Origin of the sequence: Streptomyces vastus (assembly GCF_039532825.1) — a bacterium.
Taxonomy (GTDB): Bacteria; Actinomycetota; Actinomycetes; order Streptomycetales; family Streptomycetaceae; genus Streptomyces; species Streptomyces vastus.
In genome coordinates this window covers 77,256-100,703 of record NZ_BAAASJ010000031.1, presented here as the reverse complement: position 1 = coordinate 100,703, position 23,448 = coordinate 77,256, and the positions used below count along the sequence as shown (strand labels likewise).

Sequence of the window (23,448 nt, the reverse complement as noted above, 5' to 3'; positions counted from 1 at the left end):
CACTGTTGCACGCCATGCAGTACGCGCTCACCCTGCCCGCCGACTACGACATGGCCGTCATCCGCGACCGGGTTGCCCGCAAGGGGCATCTGCTCGACGACTGGGAAGGCCTCGGCATCAAGACGTACCTGATGCGCGAGCGCGGCGTGCACGGATCGCCGGTGAACCAGTACGCCCCGTTCTATCTGTGGAAAACCGTGGCCGGCATGAACTCCTTCCTCTGGGGAGGCCCCTTCCAGGGCATCGTCGACGACTTCGGGCGGCCGTCGGTCCGGCAGTGGACCGGGTTGGCGTACGAGGAGGGCGGCGCCGCCGGCTCCCCCGCGCGGGTCGCAGTATTGCGGCGCCAACAGGTGCCGGGCGGTTCCCAGTTGACAGTGGTGCGGGCTGAGGCGGCACGGGAGGCCGGGCGGCTGGCGGGTGAGGACGGCGCGGTGCTCGCGGCGGCCGTCGTCGACCCGAGCCGCTGGGAGCTCCTGCACTTCTCCCTCTGGGAACACGACACGCCCAAGACGGGCGGTGACGCGTACGAGGTGCTGCACATGTCCGCGCCACAGCGGGGCCAGTTGCCGCTAAGCGCTCCGCTGGGAGAACGGTGATAAACCCGCGGGCCGGTGGGGGCTGGTCGCGCAGTTCCCCGCGCCCCTAACGGGGCGTGATACCGCACCGGACTTCGCCGAGGCCGCTCGGATCACGATCACCCTGCGCTCCGGGCGGACCCCCCGCGCAGAAGCCGGCGCTGTACCGGCGGATCGCCGAACTCCCCGTGGACTACGCGGGGACCGAGCCGCGGAACGTGTTCGTCAACCTGATCGAGAACGAGCCGGTCGCCTGGTCCTTCGGCGAAGGCGTGGCGCAGTACGCCGTCTCCTCCGCTACGACCGGACCTTCGTCCTAGAGGCCCCTAGACCACGGCGATGTCCACGGACGGCCGGAGTTTTGCCGCCGCTGCCAGCGCCTCGTGCGCCGGGTTCGCGCAGAAGGCGTTCAACACGGCCTGGTCCGCGGGGTTTTCGGAGGCCGGGAAGGCGATCTGCTCATACGCCGCCTGGAAGCGTGGGCCCCAGCGGCGGGCGCCCAGGCGGGCCGTGCGGGAGCAGTTGTCGACCATGTATGCGACGTCTCGGGCGTGCATGTACGGCAGCAGCGAGTCGACGGCCTCGATGACCGACTCGTTGACGATCTCCGACCAGGGATGGCCGCGCTCTGCGAACTCGTCGATCTGGGCCGTCATGGTGGCGATGAACACTCCGGCCGTGAACGGGTCGACGCCCAGGGCACGCCCGGCTCGCCGGGCGCGTACCTCGTCGCCCGCCGCCCACATGGGCGAGCCGCCGATCTCGGCCATCGGGCGGGTGCCGAGGCGCTGTTCGGCGAGGATCACGCTGCGCAGTTCGGTGCCGTCGGCGACCTCGTCGTGGATCTCGGCGACGAGGTCACGGGCGGGCCCGTACGTCGCCGTGTACGCGCGGTCGAAGGTGTCCCGCCCCGCCGGGTCGAGGTTCTCGCGCACCGCCCGCAGCCCGGAGCGTGAGATGGTGCGGGCGATCGGGCCGGTGACGTTCTCGCAGGACCGTTCGTACGCCGCCACCGGGTCGTCGCCGGCGAGGCGGAAGCGCGCGTACAGGCTCTCGACGATGCCGTGGACGGCCCCGAGCAGGATGGCGCGCTCGCCGACGATGTCGGAGCGGTACTCGCTGTCCAGTGTGGTGTGGAAGGTGTACGGGGAGCCGAGCGCGACCGACCAGCCCAGCGCACGGTCGACGGCGTGACCGTCGGGGTCGGCGTGCACGGCGAAACTGCTGTTGATTCCGGCACCGTTGATCTCGGCGCCCTGCAGATACAGGCGTCGCACCGAGTCGCCCATACCCTTGGGGCAGACGGCGATCACCCCGTGCCCGGCGGGGAACTCACCGCCGGTTTCCCGGAGATGACCGAGCAGGAAGCCGTGTGACAGGCCGATCGTGGCGCCGGGCTTCAGCGCCGCGAAGAGCTCCCGGTGGTGGGCGGCGAGCGCGGCGTCCGCGATCAGCAGGATCACCAGATCGCTCTCGGCGGTGACGGCGAGCCAGTCGCCGAGCGTGCCGTCCGCCTCGGTGAACCCGTGCGCGCGGGCGTAGGCGGCCGAGGCGGAACCGGGGCGCAGTCCGACGGCGACGCGGATGTCCGTACCGGCCAGGGAGTCCCTCAAGTTGGCTGCCTGGGCGCGGCCTTGAGGGCCCCAGCCGATGACGCCGATGCGGTGGACGCCCGCGAAGGCCCCCGGCAGCAGGGGGAAGAGGTGGCGGCCGCCGCGCAGGATCGTCTCGGTGCCGCCGGGAACGGTCATGGTTTCGAGTGGGAAGACGGTGGAGGCATACGTCGAAGTCACGGTCGGGGTCATGGTCGAGTTGTAGGCTCGGCCCACGTATTGCGGCAAGCGCAATTTGCGCAGCGGGGTGTTGCGGTGGATGAAAGGCACAGGTGAAGGCATACTCAATGATCATCGCGAGCTGCGGCTGTTCCTTCATCTGGCGCAGACGCTGAACTTCGGCCGGACGAGTCTGGACTGTCATGTCAGCCCCGCGACGCTCACCAGAACCGTGCAGCGACTCGAGGCGGAGCTCGGCCACCAGCTCTTCGACCGTGGCCCGCGCGGGGTGTCGCTGACGGCGGAAGGGCACCGCTTCCGCACGTACGCGATGGAGGCGCTGGAGTTGTGGCGCACGTACCGCGAGGAGCACCCGGACCCGGCCGAACTCACCGGCACGCTTGGCGTGTTCGCGACCGTGACGGCCTGTCAGGCGCTCCTGCCCGACCTCCTCGCACGCTTTCGCGCCGCACATCCGCAGGTACGCCTCGACCTGCGCACCGGCGACGCGGCTGCCGCGCTCGCCCGGCTCGACGAGGGCGAGGTCGACGCGGCGGTCGCCGGCATTCCGGCGCGGCTGCCGGGGCCGCTGGTCAGCCGGACGGTGGCGGAGACTGAGCTGGTCTTTGTGACGGCCCGCGACCGCGCGGACGACGGGCTCGACGGGCCGTTCGTGCTGCCGCATCGTGGACTGGTGCGCGAGGCGGCCGACCGATGGTTTCGCGCGCGGGGCGTCACGCCCGAGGTGGCGGCCGAACCCGACGGCCACGAAGGGCTGTTGACGCTGGTCGCGCTCGGCTGTGGCACCGGTGTCGTACCCCGTCTCGTGCTCGAGAACAGCTCGGTGCGCGACCGGCTGGCCGTGCTGCCCGCCACTCCCCCACCGGAGCCGTTCCCGATCGGCCTGTGCGTACGACGCGCCGATCTGCGGCGGCCGTTGGTGTCGGCGCTGTGGAGCCTTACCGGGCCGTGAGCGCGGCGAGCGGGTCGTCGAGCACGGGCTGCCAGGCCAACTCGGCTGCTCCCACCAGGCTGTTGTGGTCGAGCGTGCAGGCCAGGATCGGTACGCCGCCGCTCTGCCCCCACAGACTGCGGTCGGCGACGACGGCGCGCAGGCGCTCCGGGTCGGCGTCGAGGAGGGTGCGGTGGAGTCCGCCGAGGATGATGCGGTCCGGGTTGAGGATGTTGACCAGTCCCGCAAGTCCCAGGCCCAGCCGGTCGATCAGTGCCTCGGCGGCCGTGCGGACGGCCGGGTCGGCGTACTGGTCGCGGATCAGGTCGTTCGCCTCCTGGAGCAGCGAGACCTCGGGGCCGGGGTCGCGGCCCGCCGCGGTGAGGAAGGCGAGCGGGTCCGCCTCGACGTCCAGGCAGCCTCGGCTGCCGCAGTGGCAGGGGCGGCCCTCGGGGTTGACCGTGAGATGGCCGACTTCGAGTGCCAGGCCCGAACTGCCCGTGTGCAGACGGCCGTCGAGCACGAGCGCGCCGCCTACGCCGCGGTGTCCCGTGGCCACGCACAGCAGATCGCGCGCGCCGCGGCCCGCGCCGTGACGGTGCTCGGCTAGCGCGGCGAGGTTGACGTCGTTGGCGGCGAACGCCGGACCGGTGATCCCGGCCGCGTGGATCCGCTCCGCGAAGATCTCCCGTACGGGTGCGCCCGCCGGCCAGGCCAGATGGAGCGGGTTGAGGGCCGTGCCCTCGGGTTCGGCGACGGCGGAGGGCACGGCGAGTCCGGCGCCCACGCAGTGGCGTCCCGTCTGCTGGAGGAGGTGGGCGCCCGCGTCGACGACCGAGCCGAGCACCTTCGCCGGGTCGGCGTCGACGATCTCGCAGCCGGGCGCGGTCGCGACGATACGGCCGCCGAGCCCGACCAGCGCCGCGCGGAAGCCGTCGGCGTGCACCTGGGCGGCGAGGGCGACGGGGCCGTCCTCGGCGAGCCGGAGCCGGTGCGAGGGCCGGCCCTGCGAGCCGGCGGCGGCGCCGGGGCGGGCGTCGACCCGGATCAGCCCGAGCGCTTCGAGCTCCGCGGCCACCGCGCCCGCCGTCGCCCGCGTGACCCCCAGTTCGGCGGTGAGCACGGCCCGCGTCGGCGCGCGCCCCGTGTGCACGAGTTCCAACGCGGGCCCGAGCGCGCCGCGTCCGCGGTCCAGCCGGGTCCTCGTGGTTCCTTCTCCCGCTGCTCGGGGGGTCGGCTTGCCGTTCATGAGTGGGAGTCTCCCATGATCCGGACGGTTGAGGGCCTCGCCTAGAAGCCGCTGGCCCGCAGCGTGATGTTGAGTCGGCCCGTCAGGCCGAGTTCGGGGGGCGCGGTGCCCGGGTGCACACGGGGTACGCCGTGGTACGCGAGCCGGGCGGGGCCACCGAAGACGAAGAGGTCGCCGCTGCGCAGTTCCACGTCCGTGTACGGGCGTTTGCGCGATTCGGTGTTGCCGAAGCGGAAGACGCATGTGTCACCGAGGCTCAGGGACACCACGGGGGCGTGGGACTTCTCGTCGCTGTCGCGGTGCATGCCCATGCGGGCGCCGGCGCCGTAGAAGTTGATCAGGGCGATGTCGTACGGGGCTGTCGGCTCGCCTTCGAAGGCGTCGTCCCCGAAGGCATCGGCCACCGCGCGACGGCCGAGCTCGCCCAGCCATTCCGGGAACGGCTTCACGGACGCGCCGTCACCGTCGACGACCGTGCGCGCGTACCCGTACGGATACCAGTGCCAGCCGAGGCAGACCTGCTGCGACGTCATCGTGCCGCCGCCGGGTGTGTGGACCGTGCGCAGGCCGGCGGGCGGGCGCGACCAGTCACGGCAGGCTTCCAGCAGTTCGCGCTGGCGCCCGGCATCGGCCCAGTCCGGCACATGCACCGCGCCCGGCGCGACCTCCGTACGACTCCGGGGAAACAGCTCGGCGTTCATGGCTCCATGGTCGCGCACTGCTCGGAGACGTACGGGCGAAAAACGTCATGAGCTGCGGCTCGGCTAGCCTGGGCGCACGATGACCGAGCGTATGGCGACACCATGGGGCGAGCACGAGCTGGCCCGCTTCCCCGAAGACCCCCGTGAGCGGCTGCGCGCCTGGGACGCCTCCGACACGTATCTACTGCGGCATCTCGCGGAACTCGCGGAGCGGGGACAGCCACTGGACGGAACCGTCGTCGTGGTGGGCGACCGCTGGGGCGCCCTCGTCACCGCCCTCCACACGCTGCGGCCGGTGCAGATCACAGACTCGTTCCTCGCCCGGGAGGCGACCAGCGCGAACCTGGCACGGAGCGGTGTCGACGCGGACTCGGTGCGCCTGCTCACCACCCAGGACCCGCCGCCCGACCGGATCGACGTGCTTCTGATCCGCGTACCCAAGAGCCTCGCGCTCCTCGAGGACCAGCTGCTGCGTCTGGCGGCCGGAGTCCACGAGGGGACGGTCGTCGTCGGTACCGGCATGGTCAAGGAGATCCATACCTCTACGCTGCGGTTGTTCGAGCGGATCCTCGGCCCGACCAGGACCTCCCTGGCCGAGAAGAAGGCCCGGTTGATCTTCTGCGAGCCGGACCCCGCGCTCACCCGACCGAAGAACCCCTGGCCCCACACCTACGCACTGCCCGAGGGCATCGGTCCCGTCTCCGGCCGCACCGTCGTCAACCACGCGGGCGTCTTCTGTGCCGAGCGTCTCGACATCGGCACGCGGTTCTTCCTCCAGCATCTGCCGTACGGGCCCGGGGCCGGGCACGTGGTGGACCTGGGCTGCGGCAACGGTGTGGTCGGTACGGCGATGGCGCTGGCCGACCCGGAGGCCGAGGTGCTGTTCGTGGACGAGTCGTACCAGGCGGTGGCCTCTGCGGAGGCGACGTACCGGGCAAACTCCGAGGGCGTCGGCAAGGCGGAGTTCCGCGTCGGCGACGGGCTGACCGGCGTCCCGCCCGCGAGCGTCGACCTCGTACTCAACAATCCGCCCTTCCACTCGCACCAGGCGACGACCGACGCCACGGCCTGGCGGATGTTCACGGGAGCGCGCCGGTCGCTGCGGCCGGGCGGCGAGCTGTGGGTGGTGGGCAACCGGCACCTCGCCTACCACGTGAAGCTGCGCCGCCTCTTCGGCAACAGCCAAGTCGTCGCCGGCGACGCGAAGTTCGTGATCCTGAAGGCCGTCAAGAGGTAGGCACGCTCGCAGGGGCGGTCTCGCCGCGCAGGGCACGTGGCGAGGCTCCCAGTTCGCGTCGGCACGCCTTGTTGAAGGCCTGCAGGTCGGGGATGCCGACGGACGCGGCGACGGCCGGGATGGAGAGGGTCGAGGCGCGCAGCAGGTGGTGGGCACGGTCCAGCCTGCGGCGTCGGACGTACGCGACGACCGTGCCGCCCGTCGTGGTGCGGAAGAGCCGGGTGAGGTGGTTGTGCGAGACGCCCGCGGCGCGTGCGACGGCGGGCACGGTGAGCGGGGCGGCCAGGTTGGCCTCGATGTACGCGATCGCGGCGGTGACGGCCGGGTGCGGCCCCGGGCGGCCGGCGTCGGGCGTGAGGTGGGCGATGCGCCACAGGGCCGTCCAGATCTCTGCCCGGGTGCGTTCGGGCGCGCCGGGCACGGAGGCGATCGCTTGGAGCAACAGGCCGGTGAGCGCGGGGAGTTCGGGTCCCGCGTCCTGCATGACAGGGATGGTGCGCGGCGGTCCGGCAGGGGCGATGCACAGATGCGCGTAGAGGTGTTCGGAGCGGCCCTGGTAGCGGAAACGGACCGTCGTGCCGGGTGGTACGAGACTGACCCGGCCGGGGCGGACGGCGTGCGACGTGCCGTCGACGATCAGCTCGGCGTCGTACTGGTACAGGTGCAGTTGCCACAGCTCGGGCAGCCGGAACACATCGGTACGGCTCGCGACGCCGTGCACGCCCACTCCGGCGTTCACCACGACGGGCGGCTCCCCGAGGTGGACCTCCGTCTCCCGCATGGTGAAAAACTACCAGTACGAAAGCGCTCCGATTGGGGTGCGATTTGAAACTGCGGGTTCGTTGTGGCTGGTCGCGCCCACGCGGCGGAGCCGCAAATTGATACAGCCCGCGCCCCTGAAGGAAGGCCTGCGGCCTCCTTCAGGGGCGCGGTATCGCACCAGCTCAGCCAGCTCGTACCACCCTGATGATCCGCGCCACCGCCTCCGTCATCGCCTCGCGCGCCACTGTCAGGTACGCGCGTGAGTCGACCGCGTCGGGGTGTGCGGTAAGGAAGTCGCGGATCGCGCCGGTCATCGCGAGGTTCAGGGCTGTGCCGAAGTTGACCTTGGTGATGCCGCCGGTGACGGCCGTCGTCAGCTCGGTGTCCGGGAGGCCGGAGGAGCCGTGCAGGACAAGCGGTGCGTCGAGGGCGGCGGTGAGGCGTTTGAGGAGATCGTGGTCGAGGGCGGCTGTGCGGGTGGTCATGGCGTGGACGCTGCCGATTGCCACGGCGAGGGCATCCACGCCGGAGTCGGCGACGAAGGCGCATGCCTCGGCGGGATCCGTCCGGGCGGCGGGTGCGTGGGCGTCCAGCGGTGGCCGGCCGTTCTTGCCGCCGACCTCTCCCAACTCGGCCTCGATCCATAGCCCTTGGTCATGCGCCCACTCGACGGCGCTCCGCGTGGCGGTGAGGTTCTCGGCGTACGGCAGCCGCGAGGCGTCGTACATCACGGAGCTGAATCCGGCCTCGGCTGCCTGTCGCAGCAGGCCGTCACTCTGTACATGGTCCAGGTGCAACGCGACGGGCACGGAGGCCTGTTCGGCCGCCGCGGTCGCGGCGCGGGCCAGCGGGAGCAGCCGTCCGCCGCGGAACTTCACGGCGTTCTCGCTGACTTGGAGGATGACAGGGGCGTCCACGGATTCGGCACCGGCGACGACGGCTTCGACGTGCTCCAGCGTGATGATGTTGAACGCGGCGACAGCGGTGCGTTCCGTGGCCGCCCGGGTGACCAGCTCACCGGTTGCTGCGAGGGGCACAAGCCTCTCCTTTCGGCGTGACGGGTTCGCCGGTCAGGGCGTGGTGAGGATGACCGATCGGGTGAGGTGGCGCGGCCGGTCGGGGTCGAGGCCGCGGGCCGCGGCGACGGCCACGGCGAGTCGCTGGGCGCGGACGAGTTCGGCGAGCGGGTCGAGGCCGCCCTCGACCCACAACCCGCCCGTGGCCCGCACCTGTTCGGCCAGTCCGTCCGGCGCGTCACCGAGCATCCAGGTCGCGGTTCCGGCGGAGGTGATGCTGATCGGGCCGTGCCGGTACTCCATCGCCGGATAGGCCTCGGACCAGGCCAGCGAGGCTTCGCGCATCTTGAGCCCGGCCTCGTATCCGAGCCCCACGCTCCAGCCGCGGCCCAGGAACGTGAACTGCACGCAGTCGACCAGCCCGTCGGGTAGCGGCACCGACAGTGCGGTGCGGGCATCGGCGACGACAGCCTCGGTGTGCAGGCCGAGGTGGGCCCGCAGCAGCGTGAGCGCGGTGGTGGCGAACCGGGTCTGCACCACGGACCGTTCGTCGGCGAAGTCGAGCACGATCACGTCATCCGCCGCCTCCATCACGGGAGTTCGCGGATCCGCGGTGATCGCGACGGTTCGCGTACGCCCCTTCAGCCGGCCGAGGAGTCCGAGCACCTCGGTGGTGGTGCCGGAGCGGGTGAGGGCGAGGACGCGGTCGTACGTCCGCCCGTACGGGAACTCGGAAGCGGCGAAGGCGTCCGTCTCGCCCTGGCCCGCCTGCTCGCGCAGCGCGGCGGCAGCCTGCGCCATGAACCACGAGGTACCGCACCCCACGATCGCGACCCGCTCCCCCGCGGCGGGCAGCACGGCCGTGTGCCGCGAGGCCTGCTCGGCAGCCCGGGTCCAGCACTCGGGCTGGCTGTTCAACTCGTTCTCGACATGGCTCATGCCGTGCTCTCCCCGGATGGCCGACTGGATGGCTGACATGGCTCCATCGTCGCGCACCGCTCGGGGAGGGACTGGTCTGAGTGTTCTTGCGAGAGAGACCGCGTCGACCGGCTGCTGTGCGAGCGCGCCGGCGCCACATGTTGGTCGAGCGTCCAAGACACCGCGATGGCATGCTGGTACGCATCCACTCTCGAGGGCTTGAAGGAGCGGCGGCCGGATGGCTCGCATGGCAGCGAAGGACCGACGGGAAGAGCTGATCGCCGCGGCGATCCGCGTCATGGTCCGCGACGGCGTCACCAAGGCCACGACACGCGCCATCGTGGGCGAGGCGGACATGCCGCTCGGCGTCTTCCACTACTGCTTCCACTCGCGCGAAGAGCTTCTGCAAGAGGTCATCACCCGCCTCACGGACAGCAGTGTCGCCAAGGCCAGGGACGTGTTCGCGGCGGAGGGCGACGACCTCGGCACGCGCGTCACCAAGACCTTGTTCACCTTCTGGGAGGGTGTGGAACTCAGCCCGGGAGAGCACCAGGTGGGATACGAACTCACCCACTACGCCCTGCGCCAGGCCGGATTCGAGGAACTGGCCCGCCGGCAGTACGACCACTACCTGGAGGTCCATCAGGAGTTCCTCCTGAAAGCCGCCGAGAGCGCGGGAATCCGGTGGACCGTGCCCCTTCCCGTCCTGGCCCGCTACCTCAACGCGGTGCTGGACGGCGTGACCTTGTGCTGGCTGGCGGACCGCAACAGCGACCACAGCCGCGAGGTGCTCCGTCTGGCGGGCGAGCACCTGATGACGCTCGTCGGCGAGGACGACTGACGCTCCACTCCCCTGCTCGTACTCCGCCGCGGAGGCGAAGAGCTTCGTCATGCCCGCCGGGTCTCTCCGCCTCACCCTCTCTCGCCTCCCCGTTTGCGGCCCGGAAACGTTGACTTTGGTTGGTTCGGAATGAGACGGTCACTCGTACGAGTCAAGCGTCTTGCACAAGTGACCAACTCAGCCCGGGCAACGCAAGCCCCGCGCCAGCAGGGAGCCTCTGGAATGCAGCAGACGGCATCGGCCGCCTCCGCCCTCGTCCCCCTGAACGAGGTCCGGATGGCCCAACTCGACCGGGCCACCGAGCACTTGGATCCGCCGTTCGCCGTGGTGGACCTGGACGCCTTCGACGCCAACGCCGCCGACCTGGCACGACGGACCGGTTCACGCGCCACCATCCGGCTGGCCAGCAAGTCGGTCCGCAGCCGCCACCTGATCCGGCGTGCGCTCGACCGGGAGGGCTACCGCGGCATTCTCGCGTTCACGCTGCCCGAAGCCCTGTGGCTGGCTCGGGAGCACGAAGACGTGGTCATCGGCTACCCGACCACGGACCGCACCGCGTTGCGGCAACTGGCGAAGGACGAGCGCGCGGCCTCACGTATCACGCTCATGGTCGACTCCATCGGCCAACTCGACTTCATGGATGCCGTGTTGGTCGGGAGCCGACCTGACCTCCGCGTCTGCATCGACCTGGACGCCTCGCTGGAACTGGCGGGTGGACGGCTCCACCTGGGCCCGTACCGCTCCCCCGTGCACACCCCGGGGCAGGCAGCCGCACTCGCCAGGGCGATCGTGAACCGGCCCGGATTCCACCTCGCCGGCGTCATGTCGTACGAAGGCCAGATCGCCGGCCTCGGTGACAACCAGCCGGGGTCTCCCCTCAAGCGTGCCGCGCTCCGCGCCATGCAGCGCTTCTCGGCCCGCGAGCTGGCCGAGCGGCGCGCCGCGGCCATCGCAGCCGTCGAGGCCGTGCAGCCACTGGAGTTCGTCAACGGCGGCGGCACCGGCTCCATCGAGCAGACCGCCTCCGAGCACGTGATCACCGAGGTCGGTGCGGGATCCGGTCTCTACGGGCCCGGACTGTTCGACTTCTACCGGCACTTCCGGCCGCGGCCCGCCGCCTTCTTCGTGATGTCGGTCGTACGCCGCCCGTCCGACCGGATCGCCACCGTCCTCGGCGGCGGCTGGGTCGCTTCCGGTCCGCACGGCAAAGACCGTCTGCCCACCCTGAGTTGGCCCCAGGGCCTGCGGATGAACCCCATGGAGGGCGCGGGCGAAGTCCAGACACCCGTACTCGGCAGGGCGGCACAGGGACTGCGGCTCGGTGACCACGTGTGGTTCCGGCACGCCAAGGCAGGTGAGCTGTGCGAGCGCGTGAACACGCTCCATCTGGTGGCGGGCGGGGAGGTCGTCGACCAGGTCCCGACGTACCGCGGCGAGGGACACGCCTTCCTCTGACCCGCCAACTCGTCGATTTCCGCAGCCAGTCACGCCACTATCAGGAAGGAAGGTCGTGGAGACAACCCGCTACCGTACGCCCCGGAGCAAGGCGCACGAGCGCAGGAGGGTGTGGCAGAACTGGGACGGCAACGTCACCGCCCGCCCGGTCCGCGACATCGCTCCCACCTCGGTCGAGGAACTCCGCGCCGTCATACGCCAGGCAGCCGAGGACGGCCTGACGGTGAAGCCCGTCGGCAGCGGCCACTCCTTCACCCCGGCCGCCGTTACCGACGGCGTCCTGATACGGCTCGACCACCTCGCCGGCATCCGTGCCATCGACCGTGCAGCCGGCACGGTGACCGTGGATGCGGGTACGCGGCTCAAGACGCTGAACCTGGCTCTGGCCCGGGAAGGCCTGTCGCTCACGAACATGGGCGACATCATGGAGCAGACCGTCTCGGGCGCGATCAGTACGGGCACCCATGGCACCGGCCGTGAGTCGGCTTCGATAGCGGCACAGGTCCGCGGCCTTGAACTCGTGACGGCGGACGGCTCCTTGCTCACCTGCTCGGAGAAGGGGACCGACGAAGAACGCGCGGTCTTCGCGGCGGCCCGCATCGGACTGGGTGCCCTGGGAGTCGTCACCGCGATCACCTTCGCCGTGGAACCGCTCTTCCTCCTCTCGGCACGCGAAGAACCGATGACCTTCGACCAGGTCACCGCCACCTTCGACGAACTCCACGCGGAGAACGAGCACTTCGAGTTCTACTGGTTCCCGCACACCGGGAACTGCAACACCAAGCGCAACAACCGAAGCGCGGGTCCGCTCGCCCCGGTGGGCCGGTTGAGCGGCTGGTTCGAGGACGAGTTCCTCTCCAACGGCCTGTTCCAGGTGGCTAATTCGCTGGGCCGTACCGTGCCCGCGACCATCCCGGCGATCGCGAAGATCTCCAGCCGGGCCCTGTCCGCCCGTACGTACACGGACATTCCCTACAAGGTGTTCACTTCGCCGCGCCGGGTGCGCTTCACGGAGATGGAGTACGCCGTCCCGCGCGAGGCCCTGGTGGAGACGCTGCGCGAACTGAAGGCCATGGTCGACCGCTCGGACCTACGGATCAGCTTCCCTGTGGAGGTCCGCACAGCGCCCGCCGACGACATCACGCTCTCCACGGCGTCGGCCCGCGAGAGCGCCTACATCGCCGTCCATGTGTACCGGGGCACGCCGTACCACCAGTACTTCTCTGCCGCGGAACGCATCTTCACCGCCCACGACGGCCGCCCGCACTGGGGCAAGCTGCATACGCGGGACGCCGACGACTTCGCCAAGGCGTACCCGCGCTTCGCCGAGTTCACCGCCCTGCGCGACCGCCTCGATCCCGACCGGCGCTTCGGCAACGCGTACCTGCGCCGGGTGTTGGGCGACTGATCCGGTCGGGTGCCCTGGAGGTCCCGTACGCCTGGGCCGCCCGCCATCGCTGACGTTCTGTGCGGCAGGATGAACTCATGAGCATCGTCAAGATCAACGTCCTCACCGTGCCGGCCGAGCAGCGCGAGACGCTGGAGAAGCGCTTCGCCTCGCGAGCCGGACTCGTCGAGAGTGCCGACGGCTTCGAGTGGTTCGAACTCCTCCGCCCGGTCGACGGCACGGACAACTACCTCGTCTACACCCGGTGGCGCGACGAGGAGTCGTTCCAGGCCTGGATGGAGGGTTCGATGAAGGAAGCACACCAGGGCGGGAGCGACCGGCCCAAGCCGGCTGCCAGCGGTTCGACCGTGTGGACCATGGAGGTCCTGCAGCAGGCTGAACCGAAGTCCGACTGACCGTTTTTCCCACCGACGTGCTTGGGAGCGGAGGCCGCTCCCAAGCGCCGCCCCTCCGGGTCACATACCGTCGCGGACCATGGCGGCGACGATCTGGACGTGACGATCGGCCGCCGTGTTCGAGAACTCGTTCTCGTAGTTCAGGCCGTACGGCCAGAAGTGGCCACCGCCGGTGGCCAGTTTGGCGCCAGAACCGTCGAACTGCCTTACCAGTGCCGTGGCCTGCGCACCGGTCCACGTGCCGCTGCCGCCGAGGCGGGACCAGCCCGAGCTCGTCCCTACGCCGATGGTGTGAGCGATCTCGTGCAACGCGGTCCGCTCGGTCATGTAGGCGCGACTGCCGAAGCGGATGGTTCCGTTGATGTTGCCGTCGGCGGTGGGCACACCCGGGTCGTAGCGGACGGTGATGTTCTTACCGAGGTCGCTGAGGTTGTTGTACCGGGCCACCGCCGCGTTCATCGCCCTCGTGATGAGGTCGTACGCAGCCAGCTGGTCCTGGGTCGGGTTGCTCGCCCGTTCGAGCCTCCAGGTGATGCTGGCCGCCGCCACCCGTTCCTGCGCTACCGGTGCGGCTGGCGGAGCGGCTTGCGGGGTGGCTTGCGCAACGCCGGGCCCGGCCAGCATTGCGGCTGCCAGTGCGGCCACGGCCACCGGGTTACGCCAGGGTATGGATGCGCGCTCGGTGGGCACCGGCGTCCGTCTGCGGCTCATGGAAGGGTCCTCCTGTGGGGGTGGGCCGTCGGGTGTGGGGATGACGGCAGGTCAGTCCGGTCCGTTTGTCTTGCTGCGGCGGAATGTCGTACGCCGGGCTCGTGACGCTCAGCCACCGATCTTTCCGACGCCCGCCCCGGCCCGTACGAGCGAGGGAACGTCGGCAGCCGGCTCCAGCGTGTACGAGTAGTAGGTGCGCGGCTCGGTCACGGTGCCGTTGGTCTCGCACGTACCGGACCCGGTGAAGACGTTGCCCCGCTGCACCAGCCGGCCCGGCCCCGACGCGTCGTACCCGGAGGCGGAGTAGCAGGGATACCCAACGCCTTCGAAGTGGTTGCCTTCGACCAGCACCCCCGCGTTCATGGTCGAGGCGACGCCGTACAGGGCGTTCCCCTTGTAGTAGTTGTTGTAGACATGCACCGGTTCGCCGAACCGTACGCGCGGATGCCGCTGCCGCGAGCCGTCGAAGAAGTTGTGATGGATGGACACCTTCAACTTGCCGGTGTCCTGGCCGCTGTTGCCGTCGGAGTGGCCGAGCAGCATGCTCTTGTCGGTCTTGTTGAACCAGTTCCACGACACGGTGACGTACTCGGAGCCCCGGACAATGTCGATCGCCCCGTCGACGGCCCCGACGAACTCGTTGTGGTCGATCCAGAGGTGGTGCGACTCCTGGCCCACGTTGACGGCATCGTCCTCGGCGCCTGTGAACTTGATGTTCCGCACGATGACGTTGTACGAGCGGTAGAAGTCCAGGCCACCGCCGTTGATGACGGCTGAGGAACCGACGCCGACGATGGTCTTGTTCGGGCGCACGCCCTGCTTGCTGGTGATGTCGATGGTGCCTTGAACCTGGATGACCAGCCCCCGTGGTGTCGATGTACTCCAGGAACTGCTCGGTGTTGGTGGCGGTGACGGTCGGACCGCCGGCTCCGCCAGTGGTGCCGTTCTGGCCGAGGGCGTTGACCGCGGCGAAGCCGGTGGGCGAGGTCTCGGCCCGTGCCCTCGATGTCTGCGCGGTGGCACTGCCGCTGCCTGCCGGTACCAGCGTCGCGCCGAGCAACAGGGCGAGCGCGAGAGCGGGAATGCCGCGTGCGGTGCGTAACGGACGCTTCCTTGCGGACGTCTTCGGGAACGACGCCGTCTTGCGGTTCCTCGAGTGCATGTCGGCACTCTCCCGTCAGGAGATGCACCCCGCGCGCCGGATGCGCGGAGGTGTGAATGCAGAGGCACGAGCAGGGAGAAAGCGCTTTCCAAGATTTCCTGAATGCTAATCAGGTGTTTTGAGCATGTCAACAGATGGGGATATGGGAACCCGGCACGTGGCCGCCGGCGAGGTCAGTGCTTTCCGGAGGGGTCAGTCGCACTGCGTGATCGGGCGGGCGGACTCTGCGGCCGTCCGGTTTGCGAAACTTTCGCGGTGTCCGACACCCCTTTCGAGGGCGCGGGCGGCTGACGCATAGTGATGGCGCTGTTCTACGGCCCCCATGAAGGGACAAGATGACGCGGAAGAAAGCCCTGGTGGTCAGAGGCGGGTGGGAAGGGCACCGGCCGGTCGAGGCCACGGAGCTGTTCCTGCCCTTCCTGCAGAGCAACGGATACACCGTCCGGGTCGAGGAGTCGACCGACGTCTACGCCGACACCGCCGAGATGGCCGGCACCGATCTCGTCGTGCAGTGCATCACGATGTCGGAGATCACCTACGAGCAGCTCGCGGGACTGAGTGAGGCGGTCGCGGCGGGCACCGGGTTCACCGGCTGGCACGGCGGCATCGCCGACTCGTTCCGCGCCTCCTCCGACTATCTCCACCTGGTGGGAGGCCAGTTCGCGACCCACCCGGGCAAGGAGCCGTGTGAGCGCCGGGGTGACGCTGAGGACAACTACCTGCCGCACACCATCGACATCACCGAGCCCGGCCGCGCTCACCCCATCACCGCGGGCATCGAGAACTTCGAACTGCACACCGAGCAGTACTGGGTGCTCCACGACGACCTGATCGATGTCCTCGCCACCACCACCCATCCCGCACGGCCGTGGCAGCCCTGGCACCGGCCGGTCCGCTCGCCTGCGGTCTGGACCCGCCTGTGGGGCACCGGGCGCATCGTGGTGACGACACCGGGGCACAGCCTCGACGTGCTCGAGAACCCCAACGTCCGCACCATCATCGAGAGGGGCATGCTGTGGGCGACGCGCACCGCATAGGCGTCGTGGGTCTCGGGGTCATCTCCCGCGCGTACCTGGACACGCTCATCGGCCATCCCGCCGTACGCGTCACCGCGGTCGCGGACCTCGATGCCTCCCGGTCGGCCGCGGTCGCCGCCGACCTGACCGGCGTCGAGGCTCTGACCGTCGAGGAGTTGCTGAGCAGCCCGGACGTGGACACGGTGCTGAACCTCACCGTGCCCGCGGCCCATGCCCAGATCGCCCTCGGCGCCGTCGGCCACGGCAAGAACGTCTACGGAGAGAAGCCGCTGGCCGCGACCCTCCCCGACGCCCACGCCGTCATGGAGGCCGCCGCGAAGGCGGGCGTCGGTGTGGGGTGCGCTCCGGACACCGTCCTGGGCACCGGAATCCAGACGGCACGGGCGGCCGTGGCGGCGGGAAGCATCGGGCGCCCTCTGTTCGCCTCGGCCGTCATGGTCACCCCGGGGCACGAACGCTGGCACCCCCACCCCGACTTCTACTACACCGCCGGGGGCGGTCCTCTGCTGGACATGGGCCCGTACTACTTGGCATCACTCGTCCACTTGCTGGGTCCGGTGCGTGCCGTGACCGGGGCGGCCGGCCGGCTCCGCGCCGAGCGCGTCATCGGTTCCGGACCGCGCGCGGGCGAGCGGATACCGGTCGAGGTGGACAGCCATGTCTCCGGTGTGCTCGAGCACGTGGGCGGGACCCTGACGACGATCACGACGAGCTTCGACGGCGTGGCCACCACGGCCGCGCCGATCGAGATCCACGGCGAGAAGGGGACCCTCACAGTTCCCGATCCGAACGGTTTCGACGGCGAGGTGCGGCTCTTCGAACTCGGCGGCACGCAGTGGCGCACGCTTCCGGCGTCGGCGGGCTACGTCGGCGGCGCACGGGGCGTAGGACTGCTCGACTTCATCGCCGCCGACGTGCGGCGGGCGCCTCGCGCGAACGGCGATCTCGCCCTGCACGTGCTGGAGACGATGAGTGCCCTTCTGCGCTCGTCGGCCGAGGGGCGACGGATCAAGCTGACGACGTCGGCCGAGCCGCCCGTTCCCGTTCCGCTGACGGCTGCCGAGGAGTGGAGAGGAAACGCGGCCTGGTGAAGCCGGCGGGCGTCAGTCCACGGGCCATGTGTGCGCGGGTGCGTTCATGTGCATGTAGTCCATGTACGTGGTGGTCATCTGCCTGAGCGCCTCCCATCGGTCGGAGGTGTCGGCCTTCTCGAGGTGGTGGACCGTCTCCGCCTGCCACAGGGCGCCGTTGCGGGCGGTGACGCAGCGCTGCTCGATGACCCCCAGCAGAGGCTCGCGCCACGCCGCGTCCATGCCGGTCAGTTCGAGGCCCCGGTGGGCCAGGGGCAGCAGGCGCCGCAACACCAGTTCCGTGACGGGTACTTCGCCGACGCCGGGCCAGTAGAGGCGGGCGTCGATGCCGTCGCGGGCCGCGGTGTGCAGATTCTCCTCGGCGACCGCGAAGGACATCCGTGTCCACACCGGCCGGTCCTCGTCGACCAGGGCACGGGTCAGGCCGTAGTAGAAGGCGCCGTTGGCGATGATGTCGGCCACGGTGGGGCCGGCGGGCAGGACACGGTTCTCGATGCGCAGATGTGGCCGGCCGTCAGTGACGGCGTAGACGGGGCGGTTCCACCGGTAGATGGTGCCGTTGTGCAGCGTCAGTTCCCCCAGTTGCGGAACGCTGCCTTGGCCGAGCGCCTGCTGCGGGTCCTCGTCGTCGCACAGGGGCAGCAGTGCAGGGTAGTAGCGCACGTTCTCCTCGAAGAGGTCGAAGACGCTGGTGATCCACCGTTCTCCGAACCACACCCGGGGTCGTACGCCCTGGGCCTTGATCTCCTCGGGGCGGGTGTCGGTGGCCTGCTCGAACAAGGGGATGCGGGTCTCGCGCCACAGCTCCCTGCCGAACAGGAACGGCGAGTTCGCCGCCAGGGCGATCTGTATGCCCGCGATGGCCTGGGCCGCGTTCCAGTAGTGCGCGAACTGCTTCGGGGCGACCTGCAGGTGGAACTGGGTGCTGGTGCAGGCGGCCTCGGGGGTGATGGCGTCGGCGTACATCGACAGGCGCTCCACGCCGTCCACCCTGATCCGCAGGTCCTCACCCCGCGCCGCGAAGATCTGCTCGTTGAGCAGCCTGTAGCGCGGGTCACCGGACAGGGCGCTCTCGCCCACGTCCGCCTCCCCCAGGGTCGGCAGAATGCCGATCATGATCAGGTGCGCGCCCACGGCGGAGGCGCGTTCCTCGGCGTGGTTGAGTGCGTCGCGGATCGTCTGCTCCCAGTCGCCTGGGCCCCCGGCGGTGAGCTGCCGGGGCGGGATGTTGATCTCCAGGTTGAAGCGGCCCAGCTCGCTCGACCAGGCGGGGTCGGCGATCGCCTGGAGAACCTCGGTGTTCCGCATCACCGGCCGCCCGTCGCCGTCCACCAGATTGAGCTCGATCTCCAGCCCGACCCGGGGGCGCTCGCTCTCGAAGGCCGACTCGCGCAGCATCTGCGCCAGCACATCGAGGCAGGTGTGCATCTTGTCCCGGTACCGACGGCGGTCTTCCCGCGTGAACACCAGGGCCGGCACGTCACGTCCCATCGTGGCCCTCCCGAGTTCCCTCGGCGGATACCTCTCGTGCCCCCAGCGTCGCACTTGGGGCGGAATCCGGACAGTCAGCGCACAAGCGCGGTTCCGCAGTACCGAGTGAGCAGGCGGTGCCGGGCCGGTCACAGGTCGAGGACGAGGCGAGGCCCGCATGAGCGGGAGACGCAGATGAGCATGGTGTCGCCGGCGGCCCGCTCGTCCTCGCTGAGCAGGGAGTCCCGGTGGTCGGGCGTGCCGTCGAGTACGTCGGTCTCGCAGGTGCCGCAGGTGCCTTCGCGGCAGGAGAAGTCCACGTCGACGCCTGCCTGCTCCAAAGATTCGAGCACCGAGCGGTCGGGCGGCACGGTGAGAGTGAGCCCGGCGCGGGCGAGCACCACCTCGAAGGCCGCGGCGGGGCGGGCTTCGGCTGCCTGCACTGGGGCGAACCGCTCGATGCCCAGCGTGCCGGCCGGCCAGTCGGCGCACTGCTCCTGCGCCGCACGCAGCAGGGGCTCGGGGCCGCAGGCATGCACAAGGGTGCCCTCCTCGGGGGCGCCGAGGAAGGCCCCGAGGTCCAGCAGGCCGTACTCGTCCTGTGGGCGGAGAAGCACACGGTCCCCGTAGGGCATGAGGCGGTCCAGGAACGCCATGGAGGTGCGGGTACGGCCGCCGTACAGCAGACGCCAGTCGGCCCCGGCAGCCTCGGCGGCCTCGACCATCGGCAGGACCGGTGTGATGCCGACGCCGCCGGCGATGAACAGATGGCGTGGGGCCGGCCGCAGCGGGAAGTTGTTCCGCGGCCCGCGGACGCGCACGGCGGTGCCTTGCGGCAGGTGGTCGTGGACGTACGCGGAGCCGCCCCGGCCCTGTGGCTCACGCAGGACGGCGATGCGCCACGCGTCCGGTTCGGCGGGGTCCCCGCACAGCGAGTACTGGCGGATCAGGCCGCCGTCCAGGAGCAGTTCGAGGTGCGCTCCCGGCGTCCAGGACGGGAGCGCACGGCCGTCCGGGCGGCGCAGGGTGAGGGAGACGACGCCGTCGGCTACGTGGGTACGGGTCGCCACGACGAGGGTCTCCTCGTCCAGGGGCAGCTGGTCGGTCATGGTGGGTCAACCTGGTCTCGTACGGATGTGGGGATGGACGCGGGCGGGAGGTGCCGGGTCAGGCTCGCGGTGGTACGTGCAGCAGCAGCGCGTCGCCCTGGCCGCCGCCCCCGCACAGGGCCGCCGCTCCGGTACCGCCTCCGCGCCGCCTCAGTTCTGTCGCGAGGGTCAGCACCAGCCGGGTCCCGGTCATGCCGACCGGGTGTCCCAAGGCGATCGCGCCGCCGTTGACGTTCACCTTCTCCAGCGGGATGTCCAGCTCCCGCACGGAGGCCAGGGACACACCGGCGAACGCCTCGTTGATCTCGAACAGGTCCAGGTCGGCGGTCTTCAGCCGGCCGTCCCGGGACAGGGCGTCGCGGATCGCGCCGGCCGGCTGGACGAGCAAGGAGGGGTCGGGGCCCGCGACGGTACCGTAGGCGCCGATCTCCGCGAGGGGGGTCAGGCCGTCCCGCCGGGCGCGTTCCGCGCTCATGACGACGACGGCCGCGGCGCCGTCGGAGAGCTGTGAGGAGTTGCCCGCCGTGACGGTGCCCCCGGCGGAGAACGCGGGCCTCAGGCGCCCCAGGCTCTCCGCGGTGCTCCCCGGCCGTATCCCCTCGTCGGCCGCCACCACCATCTCGTCACCCCGGCGCCCGGCCACCGTGACCGGGGCGATCTCCTCGGCCAACGCGCCGGACTCCTGGGCGCGCAGGGCGAGTTGGTGCGATCGTGCGCTGTACTCGTCCTGCTCCTCACGGGTGAAGCCGAACGGCTGCTGGTACCGCTCGGTGGCCGCGCCCATGGAAACCCCGTCGAAGGCGCAGACGAGGGCATCCCGGTCGAGGGCGTCCTCGACCGCGGCCGGGCCGTACTTCCAGCCGGTACGGGATCCGCGCAGCAGGTGCGGGGCCCCCGACATGGACTCCATCCCGCCCGCGACGACCACCTCGTGGCGGCCGGAGGCGATCATGAGGTCGGCCAGGGCGATGGCGTGCAGACCGGACAGGCAGAGCTTGTTGACGGTGCTCGCCGGTACGGCGAACGGAATGCCGGCGCGGACGGCGGCCTGCCGTGCCGGATTGGGACCGGCCCCGGCCTGGACGACATGGCCCATGACGACGGCTTCCACCGCCGCCGGGTCCAGGTGCACGGCGGCCAGGGCGGCGCTGATGGCGTGTGCGCCGAGGTCGGCGGCGGACAGCGGGCTCAGGGCGCCCATCAGCTTGCCGATGGGTGTTCTGGCTCCTGCGACGATGACGGATCCGGGCACGGCCGGGACCTCCAGGTGGGATGCGGACAGGTCAGACGACGGCGTCGACGGCGCGTTCGGCGACCATGTGGGCCGTCTCGTTCACCGAGTGCAGAACGATGCGTCCGCCCGGCAGTCGTCGCACCCGGCTGACCGAGGTGTAGCCGGGGTGGAACCAGAACATGCGGGAGAGGCCGAGCACCGTCGCCAGGTAGGTGTTGGTGATGCCGCCGTGGCACACGACCGCGACCCGCCCGCCGGGGTGGGCGTCCAGGATGGTGTCCATGGCCCGCGCCGCCCGCTCACGGAAGGCGTCCCAGTCCAGGTCGGGTACGAAGTCCTCGTACCGTCCCTCGGAGAGCGCCACCGAACGGGGGTCGTCGGCGTTGATCTGCTCCGGAGGCGTGTAGGGGTGCGAGACGTCGGTGTCCCACTCGCGCAGGTCTTCGAGGACGGTGGCGGACATGCCGGTGAGCCGCTCCAGCGGCGCCACCGTTTCACGGGCCCGCTGGAAGGGGCTGGTGTAGAGGGCGTCGACGTCCTCGTGCACGAGCCAGGCCGCGAGTCGTTCGGCCTGGGCGGTGCCCTCCGGCGAAAGCCCCGGGTCGTAGACGCCCCCCAGAGGGAGACCGTGCCGGATGAGGAGAAGTTCAGTCATGGGGGTCCTTCGTATGTACGGGTGGCGGGCGCGGGTTCTTCCGTGGCTCAGCCGGCGATGGTCCGCTCGGAGCGCCAGTAGGGGCGGCGCATCGCGCGTTTGTCGAGCTTGCCCATCGCGTTGCGCAGGAGGCTCGGGACGAACTCGTACGACTTGGGACACTTGTAGGCGGCCAGCCGCTCGCGGCAGAACCGGTCCAGCTCCTCGGCCGACGGCTCCTCCACGGCGGCCACGACCAGCGCGCGCAGCGACTCACCGAAGTCCGGGTGGGGCACACCGATGACCGCGATCTCGGCGACCGCAGGGTGCCGGCGCAGTACCGCCTCGCTCTCGGCCGGGTACAGATTGACCCCGCCGGAGACCACGACGTCGGCGGCCCGGTCGGTGATGAAGATGTAGCCGCTCGCGTCGACGTAGCCGATGTCGCCGAGCGTGAAGACGCCCGGCGCGAGATAGGCGGCCTTGGTCTTGTCCGGGTCCGCGTGGTAGCGCACCCCCCTGCCCTCCGGTGCCTGGAACGCGAGTAGTCCGAGCTCGCCGGGCGGCAGCGGATGGCCGTCGTCGTCGGTCACCAGGACCTCGTACGGGGGCTGGACGCGCCCGACCGAACCGGGATGCTCCAGCCACTCCGTGCTGCTGATGCGTGCCACGGTGCCCGCCTCGCTGGCGCCGTACGACTCGGTCAGCACTGGCCCGAACCACTCGATCATGGCCCGCTTCACGTCCGGCGGGCAGGCAGATCCGGTGTGGGAGACCTGGAGGAGGCTGGAGACGTCGTACCGGCTGCGCACCTCTTCCGGCAGGGCGAGCAGCCGTTGGAAGTGGGTGGGCACCATGACCGTGGAGGTGACCCGCCACTCCTCGACGCGGCGCAGGAACGCCTCCGCGTCGTATCCGCCGATTACGACCACCTGCTGACCGGCCACCAGGTGCCGCAGGGATGTCAGTGGCGCGTTGTGCTGCAGCGGGCCGCACACGAGGTGCGGTCCCGGCGGGAATCCGGGGCGGGCCGCCATCGCGGCCAGGTACGCGGAGCTGTCGGCGACCGGACCGCCCACCCAGCGCACCTCGGTGCCGCGTGCCCGGCCGGTGGTTCCGGATGTGTAGACGAGGGGCGGCCGGGCGGCCCGGCCTGTGGGCAGGTTCTGTCCGGTGGGCGCCGCTGCCAGCCACAGGTCCCACTCGAAGGCGTGCCCGATGGCCGGGGTTCCGTGCATCACGAGCGGCAGGCCCAGTTCGCGGGCCGCCTCCAGGGCGGCGACCGCACCGGCGGGTCCGGAGATGATCCCGGTCGCGCCCGCGTCGGTGATCTGGTCGACGAGTTCGCCCACCATCAGGTGCCGGGAGGTGGCGACGGTTCCCACTCCGGCGCGCAGTCCGGCCAGATGGGCCACCAGGGTGGGGATCGCGTTGTCGCCGAGGACGGCGACCCGGTCGTCGGGGCCGGGCGCGATTTCCAGCAGCCGTGCCGCCACCCGCGCGACCTGGTCGGCGAGCTCCGACCAGGTCAGCACGTCCTGATCGTCGACGAGAGCGGGCTCGTGGGGTGTCTCCTGGGCGCGACGGTCAAGTGGTAGCAGAGACATGGCTCCTCCGGCGGCTCCTCGGGCCCCTCCCGGTGTGTGGGAGAGTCAATGCCGAGACTGTAGCGTTTATCAAGAAAGTACGGAACACTCTGACCCGAGCCGGAAGCAT

The 23,448-nt window shown here is 70.5% G+C and carries 22 protein-coding genes and 1 pseudogene; 10 read left to right on the top strand and 13 right to left on the bottom strand.

What is annotated here, in order from left to right; genetic code table 11:
* Positions 1-5 precede the first annotated feature (5 nt).
* Both ABD357_RS14820 and ABD357_RS14815 read left to right on the top strand, forming a co-directional pair.
* A complete protein-coding gene (locus ABD357_RS14820; RefSeq protein ID WP_344390411.1) occupies positions 6-599 on the top strand; it encodes a DUF4865 family protein in 594 nt (197 codons plus the stop codon).
* Positions 600-690: 91 nt separating this feature from the next.
* Positions 691-898, top strand: a pseudogene (locus ABD357_RS14815) (tautomerase family protein); the annotation flags it as partial.
* Positions 899-904: 6 nt separating this feature from the next.
* On the opposite strand, the gene ABD357_RS14810 reads toward ABD357_RS14815, so the two are convergent.
* Positions 905-2,383, bottom strand: a complete 1,479-nt coding sequence (locus tag ABD357_RS14810; protein ID WP_344390409.1) for a ketol-acid reductoisomerase — start codon at positions 2,381-2,383, stop codon at positions 905-907.
* Positions 2,384-2,471: 88 nt separating this feature from the next.
* Between ABD357_RS14810 and ilvY the strand changes: the two genes are divergently transcribed.
* On the top strand, positions 2,472-3,323 hold the full coding sequence (gene ilvY / locus ABD357_RS14805; protein ID WP_344390532.1) for an HTH-type transcriptional activator IlvY: 852 nt from the start codon (positions 2,472-2,474) through the stop codon (positions 3,321-3,323).
* On the opposite strand, the gene ABD357_RS14800 is transcribed toward ilvY, so the two are convergent.
* The gene (locus ABD357_RS14800; RefSeq protein WP_344390408.1) at positions 3,310-4,551 is read right to left on the bottom strand and encodes an ROK family protein; all 1,242 of its coding nucleotides are present in this window, start codon (positions 4,549-4,551) and stop codon (positions 3,310-3,312) included. The two genes, ilvY and ABD357_RS14800, sit on opposite strands and share 14 nt — an antisense overlap.
* Before the next feature lie 41 nt (positions 4,552-4,592).
* Positions 4,593-5,252 carry an alpha-ketoglutarate-dependent dioxygenase AlkB family protein gene (locus tag ABD357_RS14795; RefSeq protein ID WP_344390406.1) on the bottom strand — a complete coding sequence of 220 codons (660 nt, stop codon included), beginning with the start codon at positions 5,250-5,252 and terminating at the stop codon, positions 4,593-4,595.
* 79 nt (positions 5,253-5,331) lie between these two features.
* Between ABD357_RS14795 and ABD357_RS14790 the strand changes: the two genes are divergently transcribed.
* On the top strand, positions 5,332-6,489 hold the full coding sequence (locus ABD357_RS14790; RefSeq protein WP_344390404.1) for a methyltransferase: 1,158 nt from the start codon (positions 5,332-5,334) through the stop codon (positions 6,487-6,489).
* Here ABD357_RS14790 and ABD357_RS14785 read toward each other — a convergent pair.
* The 3 genes from ABD357_RS14785 to ABD357_RS14775 all read right to left on the bottom strand — a co-directional run bounded on the left by ABD357_RS14785 (position 6,479) and on the right by ABD357_RS14775 (position 9,206).
* Positions 6,479-7,270 (bottom strand): AraC family transcriptional regulator, encoded by a 792-nt coding sequence (locus ABD357_RS14785; RefSeq protein ID WP_344390402.1) that lies wholly within the window; start codon positions 7,268-7,270, stop codon positions 6,479-6,481. The genes ABD357_RS14790 and ABD357_RS14785 overlap by 11 nt on opposite strands.
* A gap of 163 nt (positions 7,271-7,433) precedes the next feature.
* A complete protein-coding gene (locus ABD357_RS14780; protein WP_344390399.1) occupies positions 7,434-8,288 on the bottom strand; it encodes a class II fructose-bisphosphate aldolase in 855 nt (284 codons plus the stop codon).
* A 33-nt stretch (positions 8,289-8,321) separates the two neighbouring features.
* Positions 8,322-9,206 carry an SIS domain-containing protein gene (locus ABD357_RS14775; protein ID WP_344390531.1) on the bottom strand — a complete coding sequence of 295 codons (885 nt, stop codon included), beginning with the start codon at positions 9,204-9,206 and terminating at the stop codon, positions 8,322-8,324.
* A 217-nt stretch (positions 9,207-9,423) separates the two neighbouring features.
* Between ABD357_RS14775 and ABD357_RS14770 the strand changes: the two genes are divergently transcribed.
* The 4 genes from ABD357_RS14770 (at position 9,424) to ABD357_RS14755 (ending at position 13,284) form a co-directional block, all read left to right on the top strand.
* On the top strand, positions 9,424-10,026 hold the full coding sequence (locus tag ABD357_RS14770; RefSeq protein WP_344390396.1) for a TetR/AcrR family transcriptional regulator: 603 nt from the start codon (positions 9,424-9,426) through the stop codon (positions 10,024-10,026).
* Between the two features lie 222 nt (positions 10,027-10,248).
* Positions 10,249-11,481: an amino acid deaminase/aldolase gene (locus tag ABD357_RS14765; protein ID WP_344390395.1), complete on the top strand. Its 1,233-nt coding sequence runs from the start codon at positions 10,249-10,251 to the stop codon at positions 11,479-11,481.
* Between the two features lie 55 nt (positions 11,482-11,536).
* On the top strand, positions 11,537-12,889 hold the full coding sequence (locus tag ABD357_RS14760; RefSeq protein WP_344390392.1) for a D-arabinono-1,4-lactone oxidase: 1,353 nt from the start codon (positions 11,537-11,539) through the stop codon (positions 12,887-12,889).
* Positions 12,890-12,966: 77 nt separating this feature from the next.
* Entirely contained in the window at positions 12,967-13,284 is a 318-nt protein-coding gene (locus ABD357_RS14755; RefSeq protein WP_344390390.1) for an antibiotic biosynthesis monooxygenase family protein, read from the top strand.
* A 60-nt stretch (positions 13,285-13,344) separates the two neighbouring features.
* On the opposite strand, the gene ABD357_RS14750 is transcribed toward ABD357_RS14755, so the two are convergent.
* A complete protein-coding gene (locus tag ABD357_RS14750) occupies positions 13,345-13,908 on the bottom strand; it encodes a hypothetical protein (RefSeq protein ID WP_344390530.1) in 564 nt (187 codons plus the stop codon).
* A 195-nt stretch (positions 13,909-14,103) separates the two neighbouring features.
* Positions 14,104-14,808, bottom strand: a complete 705-nt coding sequence (locus tag ABD357_RS14745; protein ID WP_344390388.1) for a pectate lyase family protein — start codon at positions 14,806-14,808, stop codon at positions 14,104-14,106.
* Between the two features lie 684 nt (positions 14,809-15,492).
* Between ABD357_RS14745 and ABD357_RS14740 the strand changes: the two genes are divergently transcribed.
* Both ABD357_RS14740 and ABD357_RS14735 read left to right on the top strand, forming a co-directional pair.
* The gene (locus ABD357_RS14740; protein WP_344390386.1) at positions 15,493-16,194 is read left to right on the top strand and encodes a ThuA domain-containing protein; all 702 of its coding nucleotides are present in this window, start codon (positions 15,493-15,495) and stop codon (positions 16,192-16,194) included.
* Complete coding sequence (locus tag ABD357_RS14735; RefSeq protein ID WP_344390383.1) at positions 16,173-17,285, top strand: Gfo/Idh/MocA family protein; 1,113 nt, start codon at positions 16,173-16,175, stop codon at positions 17,283-17,285. Before ABD357_RS14740 ends, ABD357_RS14735 begins: the two co-directional genes overlap by 22 nt.
* Before the next feature lie 12 nt (positions 17,286-17,297).
* Here ABD357_RS14735 and ABD357_RS14730 read toward each other — a convergent pair whose 3' ends face one another.
* The 5 genes from ABD357_RS14730 to ABD357_RS14710 all read right to left on the bottom strand — a co-directional run bounded on the left by ABD357_RS14730 (position 17,298) and on the right by ABD357_RS14710 (position 23,339).
* On the bottom strand, positions 17,298-18,776 hold the full coding sequence (locus tag ABD357_RS14730; protein WP_344390382.1) for a glutamate-cysteine ligase family protein: 1,479 nt from the start codon (positions 18,774-18,776) through the stop codon (positions 17,298-17,300).
* Between the two features lie 128 nt (positions 18,777-18,904).
* Positions 18,905-19,864: a PDR/VanB family oxidoreductase gene (locus tag ABD357_RS14725; protein WP_344390380.1), complete on the bottom strand. Its 960-nt coding sequence runs from the start codon at positions 19,862-19,864 to the stop codon at positions 18,905-18,907.
* Between the two features lie 58 nt (positions 19,865-19,922).
* On the bottom strand, positions 19,923-21,116 hold the full coding sequence (locus ABD357_RS14720; RefSeq protein WP_344390379.1) for an acetyl-CoA C-acyltransferase: 1,194 nt from the start codon (positions 21,114-21,116) through the stop codon (positions 19,923-19,925).
* A 31-nt stretch (positions 21,117-21,147) separates the two neighbouring features.
* Positions 21,148-21,753 (bottom strand): histidine phosphatase family protein, encoded by a 606-nt coding sequence (locus ABD357_RS14715; protein WP_344390378.1) that lies wholly within the window; start codon positions 21,751-21,753, stop codon positions 21,148-21,150.
* Between the two features lie 47 nt (positions 21,754-21,800).
* Positions 21,801-23,339, bottom strand: coding sequence for an AMP-binding protein (locus ABD357_RS14710; RefSeq protein ID WP_344390376.1), 1,539 nt, complete (start codon positions 23,337-23,339; stop codon positions 21,801-21,803).
* Between the last annotated feature and the right edge of the window lie 109 nt (positions 23,340-23,448).